The sequence below is a fragment of the Pseudoflavonifractor sp. SW1122 genome (genome assembly GCF_012027765.1).
GTDB classification, from domain to species: Bacteria; Bacillota; Clostridia; order Oscillospirales; family Oscillospiraceae; genus Enterenecus; species Enterenecus faecium.
Genome location: NZ_SJOS01000019.1, coordinates 35,872 through 43,545, shown reverse-complemented (window position 1 = coordinate 43,545; position 7,674 = coordinate 35,872). Strand labels below are relative to the sequence as shown.

At 59.6% G+C, this 7,674-nt stretch carries 3 protein-coding genes; 1 reads left to right on the top strand and 2 read right to left on the bottom strand.

Annotated features, from left to right (window positions below; genetic code table 11):
- Window positions 1-56: 56 nt before the first annotated feature.
- Both codA and codB read right to left on the bottom strand, forming a co-directional pair.
- On the bottom strand, window positions 57-1,295 hold the full coding sequence (gene codA / locus E0L15_RS06260; protein WP_168124946.1) for a cytosine deaminase: 1,239 nt from the start codon (window positions 1,293-1,295) through the stop codon (window positions 57-59).
- 21 nt (window positions 1,296-1,316) lie between these two features.
- Window positions 1,317-2,558 carry a cytosine permease gene (gene codB / locus E0L15_RS06255; RefSeq protein WP_087391287.1) on the bottom strand — a complete coding sequence of 414 codons (1,242 nt, stop codon included), beginning with the start codon at window positions 2,556-2,558 and terminating at the stop codon, window positions 1,317-1,319.
- A 597-nt stretch (window positions 2,559-3,155) separates the two neighbouring features.
- Between codB and E0L15_RS06250 the strand changes: the two genes are divergently transcribed.
- Entirely contained in the window at window positions 3,156-7,673 is a 4,518-nt protein-coding gene (locus E0L15_RS06250; protein WP_168124945.1) for a beta-N-acetylglucosaminidase domain-containing protein, read from the top strand.
- Window position 7,674: the final 1 nt, after the last annotated feature.

The following is a 7,674-nucleotide window of genomic DNA, read 5'->3' as shown; positions in this document are numbered from 1 at the left end:
CAAAATCCCACGGAACCCCTGAATGGGTCTCCGTGGGATTTTTCATGCCATCAGAATTAGAAGAACACCTGCTTGTCCACAGGGGCGGTGCTGGCAATGAGCTTGCCCTTGCGGTAGTTGCGCAGGACGTTGGCGTCATAGTTCAGAGCGTCGTACCAGTCCTTGGCGTCCAGGATGATGAAGTTGGCGTCGTTACCCTCCTTGATGCCATAGGCATCCCCCAGGTGGAGAGTGCGGGCAGCGTTGGTGGTGACAAAGCGATAGGAGTTGACGATCTCCTCATAGCCCAGCATGTGGCCCGCATACAGGCCCATGAACACCTGGTCCCGCATTTTGGCGTTGCCCAGAGGATTCCAGGGGTCAAAGATATCGTCGGAGCCGAAGGAGACGTTGATGCCCTCATCGGTGAGCTCCTTCACCCGGGTCATGCTGCGGCGCTTGGGATAGGTGTCGGTGCGGCCACCCAGGTGGACGTTGACGCAGGGGTTGGCCACAAAGTTGATGCCGGACAGCTTGAGAAGCCGCATCAGGCGGATGACATAGGCGTTGTTGTAGCTGTGCATGGCGGTGGTGTGGGAGGCGGTGACCTTCTCCCCCATGCCCATCTCATAGGCCCGGGTGGCCAGGGTCTCCAGACCACGGGAGGCCTCGTCGTCGATCTCGTCACAGTGGACGTCCACCAGCTTGTTGTACTTGGCGGCCAGGTCCATGCAGATATTCAGAGACTCCACGGAGTACTCCCGGGTGAACTCGAAGTGGGGGATGGCTCCGGCGGCGTCCGCCCCCATCTCCAGGGCCTGCTCCAGCAGCTTGGCCCCGTTGGGGTAGCTGAGAATGCCATACTGGGGGAAGGCCACGATCTGGATGTCCATGTAGTCACGGACCTCTTCCCGAATCTCCAGCATGGCCTCCAGGGCGGTGAGCTTGGGGTCGTTGATGTCCACGTGGGTGCGGACATACTGGATGCCGTTGGCCGCCTGCATGCGGATGGCCTGGTTGACCCGGGCCTTCACATCCTCATGGGTCAGGGAGGGCTTGTACTCCTCCCAGCACTGGATGCCCTCAAAGAGGGTACCGCTGAGGTTCCAGCGGGGACGGCCAGCGGTGAGGCAGGTGTCCAGGTGCACGTGGGACTCCACAAAGGGCGGCAGCACCATCTTCCCGGTGCAGTCGGCCACCACTTCTTCACCCCGCAGGGGCTCCAGGTGGGGAGCGATGGAGGCAAACTTGCCGTCGGTGACTCGAATGTCCACCGTGTCCTGGGCATTGCCCAGGTGAAGCTTTTGAAAGAGCATGGTAAAATCCTCCCTGTTTGTTTAGTTGTGTTTTTTACCCAGCAGTTCTCCCAGGAAGAAACACACCGCCGCCACAATCATGGCGTTGATGGCGGCAATGCCCCAGGGGAGGACGTTGGCTGCCACAGCGCCCACCACGATGCCGGCAATGTTGAACCAGTTGACGGTCACACGTCGATCGGCGTCCCGGAACTTGCTGCGGTTTTTGAAGAAGTCCAGAATGACAATGGCACCGATGGGGGGCAGCGCGCAGTTCAAGATGTTCAGCCAACCAGTGAAGTTCCAATACAGCCAGATGGCCAGGGCGGTACCCACGATACCGGCAATCCAGGTGGTGAACTTCATGCGCACCCCGGAGACGTTGGAGATGGCCAGGCCGCCGGTGTACAGAGCGTTGTTGTTGGTGGTCCAGATATTGGCGCCCAGCACGATGAGGGCGGGGATAGCCAGACCCTGGGCGATCATCACATAGAAGATATCATCCTTCCCGGTGAAGGCGCCGCCCACAGCGCCGAAGCAGAACATCAGAGTATTTCCCAGGAAAAAGGCGATGACAGTGGTCCACACCGCGATCTTGCTGTTTTTTGCAAAACGGATGAAGTTGGGGGTGGCGGTGCCGCCGGAGATAAAGGAGCCGATGACGTAACCAATGCCGGTGACCAGGCTGATGCCGCCGGCAGACTGGGCGAAGATGGCGGTGAGTCCGCCGCCCTCTCCGGTGGCGGTGATCATGGAGTACATACCCAGCACCACAATGAGGGGCACGGAGATATAGCTGACGATCTCCAGGGCCTTCATGCCGGTGGCCGCGGTGGCGGTCATCAGCAGGCCAGCCACGATGGTCAGCGCCCACGCATTGACCCCCAGGAGCTCAGCAGCAGGGATGGAGAACATGGCCACACCCACGCCGAACCAGCCGATCTGGGTAAAGCCCAGAATGGCGGAGGACAGGTAGGAGCCCTTCTCACCGAAGGTCTTGCGGCACAGCAGGTCCATGTTCAGCCCGGTGCTGGAGCCAATGTAGGCCAGAATGCCGCAGTAGGCGGAGAGAATCAGGCCGCCGATGAGACAGGCCCAGGCAAAGCCGGACAGGTCCAGCCCGTTACCCAGCTTGGCGCCCACGCTCATGCTGGCGGAAAAGAAGGTAAAGCCCAGCATGACAAAGAACATGTTCCAAAAGCCTTTCCGGGCCGAGGTGGGAACCGCCTCCAGGGAATAGTCGGCGTCTACCTGGTGTTGTTTTTCTCGTTCGTGTTTACTCATACGCAATGAATCTCCCTCTCAGTTTCTTTTTTCATGGAGTCTACACTCAGTTGAATAATATACCATGATTTTGACAGAAATGTCCACCTACCCTTTCCCTAAAAAATGTCGAAAATCCCCCCACCTCTCCCAGCAAAATTATCCTTTACCAGAAGAGGAATAAAATGCACCCATGTAGCCAGTTTGTCTCCACTTCTCCATATAATTCCTCACAATTTTCATATACCACCTTCTATTTCGCATAGTTTCAATTCCATCCTACTTCGATTCTTTTGTTGACTTTTCACAGTCTCCGGTCTACAATAGGTAGGTAAAGGCCTGGAATGGGTATCGTTTCCCCCGTCCCCTTTTCCAGCGCATAATCCTCACAAATTGTCAACCCCGTACCGAACTGCAAGGCACAGTTGGAGGCTTCCCCCCAAGGTGTTGGAGTGTTGTTTTCCCTTTCCAGCGTTTTGGTGGGGTTTTCCTTTGTATGATAGAGATGGCAACAGGGCGGCCTCAGGCCCCCCTTTACCATAATTGAACAGTAGGAGGCGAAAACAGCAAGTACACGGAAGAAAGAAAAGGAGCATTTTTGACAAAGGAGGAATAATCTTGAACAAACTCGTGAAGTGCATCACAGGCGCGGTCCTGGCGGTATGCATGGTCACCACCGGTATGCCGGGCCTGGGACTGCTCTCCCAGACCGCTCAGGCTGCCGCCGACACCAACTTGGCCCTGAACAAGACCGCCACGGCCAACGATGTGGAGTCCGGTACCAGCTTCACCGCAGACAAGGCTGTGGATGGCAACTCCAGCACCCGCTGGGCCACCAATGCCGACAACGCAGGCACCGCCCCCAAGTGGCTGCAAGTTGATTTTGGCACCACCACCACCTTTGATACGGTGGATATCTCCTGGGAGCAGCAGAACATCGTGGAGTACAAGCTGGAGGTGTCTGACAACGCCGAGAGCTGGACCACCGTGTTTGAGCGCAACTCCAACCCTACCACCAAGGACGAGAGCATCTCCCTGGAGGCTCCCGCCGTGGGCCGCTATCTCCGGGTGTACGTCAGCCGCTACGACCAGGCCGACTGGAAGTCTGTGTCCATCTTTGAGCTGGCTGTGTACAACTCCAAGGATGACACCCCCGATGTGTCCGGCGGCAACTACACCATCTACCCCACCCCCCAGAAGGTGACCGATGAAGAGGGCACCATCACCCTCACCGACACCATCAACGTCATCCAGGGTGAGGGCATCGACACCGTCACCGCCAACCGCATCCAGGAGGTCCTCACCGACAACGGGTACACCACCCAGGTTGCCGACCAGGCCTCTGAGACCAACACCAACCTGTATGTGGGTATCAACGGCTCCGGCGACGCCGCCGACACCTATGAGGGTGTGCCCAAGGACGTGTTCACCGAGGGCGAGAACAAGTACGACATGCACGTGGTGAAGGTGTTTGAAAACGGCGACATCGTCATTCTGGGCAAGGACAGCGACGCTGCCTACTACGGTCTGGCCACTCTGAACCTGATGCTGGAGCAGACCCCCGACCGCCAGATGAAGATCTCCACCTTTGAGGACTACTCCTTCCAGAAGTACCGTGGCTGCGTGGAAGGCTACTACGGCTACCCCTGGAGCGTGGAGGGTACTCTGAGCTGGTTCGACTTTGCAAAGCGCTACAAGATGAACATCTTCCTCTACGGCCCCAAGACCGACCCCTATCACCTGGGTCAGTGGGACGAGCCCTATCCTGAGACCGTCACCGAGGAAGAGTCCGCCATCGGCATCCGCACCCGCAGCGAGATGCAGCAGTTTGCCGAGAAGGCCACCGAGTGCAACGTGGACTTCGTCTGGGTGGCTCACCCCGCCATGAAGAAGCCCATTGACTTCACCAACGAGGAGACCGTCAATGAGGGCGTGGACCGCCTGATGGCCAAGTTTGCGGATATGTACGACCTGGGCGTGCGTCAGTTCGGCATCTTCGTGGACGACATCTCCAACTCTGAGGCCGCCCGCACCTGCGACATGCAGATCTACATGCTCAACACCACCCAGGAGCGTCTGTATGAAACCTACAACGGCGAGGGCACTGCAGCGGAAGACCATGTAAAGGGCCTGTTCTTTACTCCCGCCTGGTACACAACCCGCTCCAGCGGCGCTTCCACCTATATGCCCAAGTTCCGCAATGTGCACGAGGACATCGAGATCTGCTTCACCGGCAGCGACGTGTTCTCCAGCATCAGCAACACCTCTGCCACCACCTTTAAGAATTGGATTGGCCGGGACCCCGTGCTATGGTGGAACTACCCTGTCAACGACAACTTGGACAACGTCTACTACACCAACCCCATCAACCACTACTACAGCCTGGACTCCAACCCCACCAGCCTCAAGGGCGTGCTGTCCAACCCCATGAACTACTCCGAGTCCTCCAAGGTGGCGTTCTTCGGCATTGCCGACTACACCTGGAACCCCAACGCCTTTGACGCCATGGAGAACTGGGAGGATTGCTTCGACGGCATCTTCCCCGACGACCCCGACATGGCCCAGGCCCTGAAGGTGGTCTACGGCAGCCTGAACACCAGCTATGAGCCCGCCGAGCTGACCCGTCTGTACGCTCAGTACGGCAGTGGCAGCGCCACCGCCGCCGCCAGCCTCATGGAGAAGATGTATGAGATCGTGGACTCCATCGAGAAGCTGGAGGCTCTGAAAAACAGCGACGATCCCGTGGAGCGTCTGCTGGTGGAGGAGGCTCAGCCCGCCTTCAACAAGCTCTACGACATGGCCGCTGCCATCGGCGGCGCTATGGCGGTGGAGTCCTCCGACGATCCTCTGGTGCAGACCCACGGCTACTACCTGGCCAAGGCCGCCTATGAGCGTCTGAGCATCTACCGCAACCCCCGCTATCAGATCATCGCTCTGGAAGGCTCCGGCGCTGACATCTACTACAGCACCTGGGAAGCTGAGCCCTCCAACGGCAAGATGAAGGCCTTCGTGGAGACCGCCATGAATGCCATTGCCGACTTCGACGTCACCTCTCTGGACACCAGCGCCGCGGACATCCAGTCCGTGCAGATTCTGCCCAATGAGAACGTGGAGGTCCGTCAGGGCACCACCTGCCAATTCACCGCTCAGGTCACCGCCAACGGCGAGAACCTCAGCGACGTGATCTGGACCGTGGAGGGCAACACCGGCGAGAATACCACCATGAACTTCAATGGCATCCTGACCATGGATACCAACGAGCTCTCCCCCACCGTCACCGTCAAGGCCGTCTCCGCCTATGACGACACCGTGTTCGCCACCGTAGAAGTGAAGGTCACCGACCGCATCTATGTGGATCCCACTATCCCCACCAACCAGGCCTATGGCGCCGCCATTCTGGGTGGCTCCGGCAATCCCGGCGTGGGCGGCGGCCCGGAGAACCTCTTCGACGAGAGCGAGGACGGCTCCAAGTGGTGCCCCGGCGACAACACCCGCTACAACCAGTGGGCCGCCTTCGATCTGGGCGCAGACAAGACCATCTCCTCCTGGCAGACCGTCCACGCAGGTGTGGAGCACGAGCTGGACATCTCCTCCAACTTCTCCCTGCAGGTCCTCAAGGACCCCAACGCCACCCAGGAGCAGCTCCACGACAAGTCCTACCTGGGCAACAGCGCCAACTGGGTCACCGTGGCCGAGTACGTGGGCAACACCGAGAACATCACCACCTATGAGTTCGAGGAGCCCGTGACCGCCCGCTACTTCCGTCTGTACATCGCCGACGGCTGCCAGCCCGGCGTGCCCTATGCCGCCACTCGTATCTATGAGTGCCGCCTGTTCGGTGTGGACACCGCCACCGTGGAGCGCACCCACAGCCTGACCATCGCCGACGGCATTGCCAACGGCACCATCACCACCGACGCCGCCAACTACGAGGAGGGCGCCAAGGTCAACGTGTACGTCACCCCCGACGAGGGCTATCGCCTGAAGGAGGGCACCCTGAAGTACAACGACACCGTGATGGAGGGCACCAGCTTCCTGATGCCCGCGGAAGACGTGGTCATCACCGCCGAGTTTGAGGTGGATTCCGGCACCGAGCCCACCGTGGACAAGACGAAGCTCCAGGCCGCCGTGGACGAGGCCTCCGCTCTGAAGGAAGCCGACTACACCGCTGAGACTTGGACCGTGTTTGCCGCCGCTCTGGCCGACGCCCAGGCTGTCCTGGCCAATGACCAGGCCACTCAGGCCCAGGTGGACAACGCTCTGACCGCCCTCAACGCCGCTGTGGAGCAGCTGGAGAAGGTTCAGGAGCCCGGCCAGGAGGTCAACAAGCTTCTGCTGCAAAAGACCTATGACTACGCTCTGACCCTGGACACCACCGGCGTGGTGGACTCCGCTGTGGCCATCTTCCAGAAGGCTATGGACGAGGCCAAGGCCGTGCTGGACGACCCCAACGCCACTCAGGACGAAGTGAACACCGCTTGGGACAACCTGCTCACTGGCATCTGGTCCCTGGGCCTGAAGCAGGGCGACAAGACCATGCTGGAGGTACTCATCGTCAAGGCTGAGTCCATGGTAGCCAACCAGAGCAAGTACATGCCCGACCACTGGCAGGAGCTGCTGGACGCTTTGAATGCCGGCCAGAAGGTCATGGACGACGGCGATGCCCTCCAGGGCGATGTGGAGACCGCTGTGGAGGCTCTGATGAACGCCATCCTGGCCCAGCGCTACAAGGCCGACAAGTCCATCCTGGAAGACCTCATCGGCAAGGCTGAGAGCATCGACCTGACCGGCTACACCGCCGAGTCCGTGGCCATGTTCCGCTCCGCTCTGGCCTCTGCTCAGTCCATTCTAGCTGACGAGACCCTCTCTGAGGACGATCAGGCCACCGTGGACAACGCCGTGGCCGCTCTGTCCGCTGCTATGGACGGCCTCACCGCCGGTGGCGCTCCCGAGACCACCGACAAGCCCGAGACTTCTGAGAAGCCTGAGACCACCGACAAGCCCCAGGCCACTGAGAAGCCCGAGAACGTGCCTCAGACGGGCGACGAGGCCATGATTCAGATTTGGGTAGCTCTGGCCCTGGTCAGCACCGTCGCTCTGGCTCTGGCTGTGACCAAGAAGAAGCACAACGTGTAAG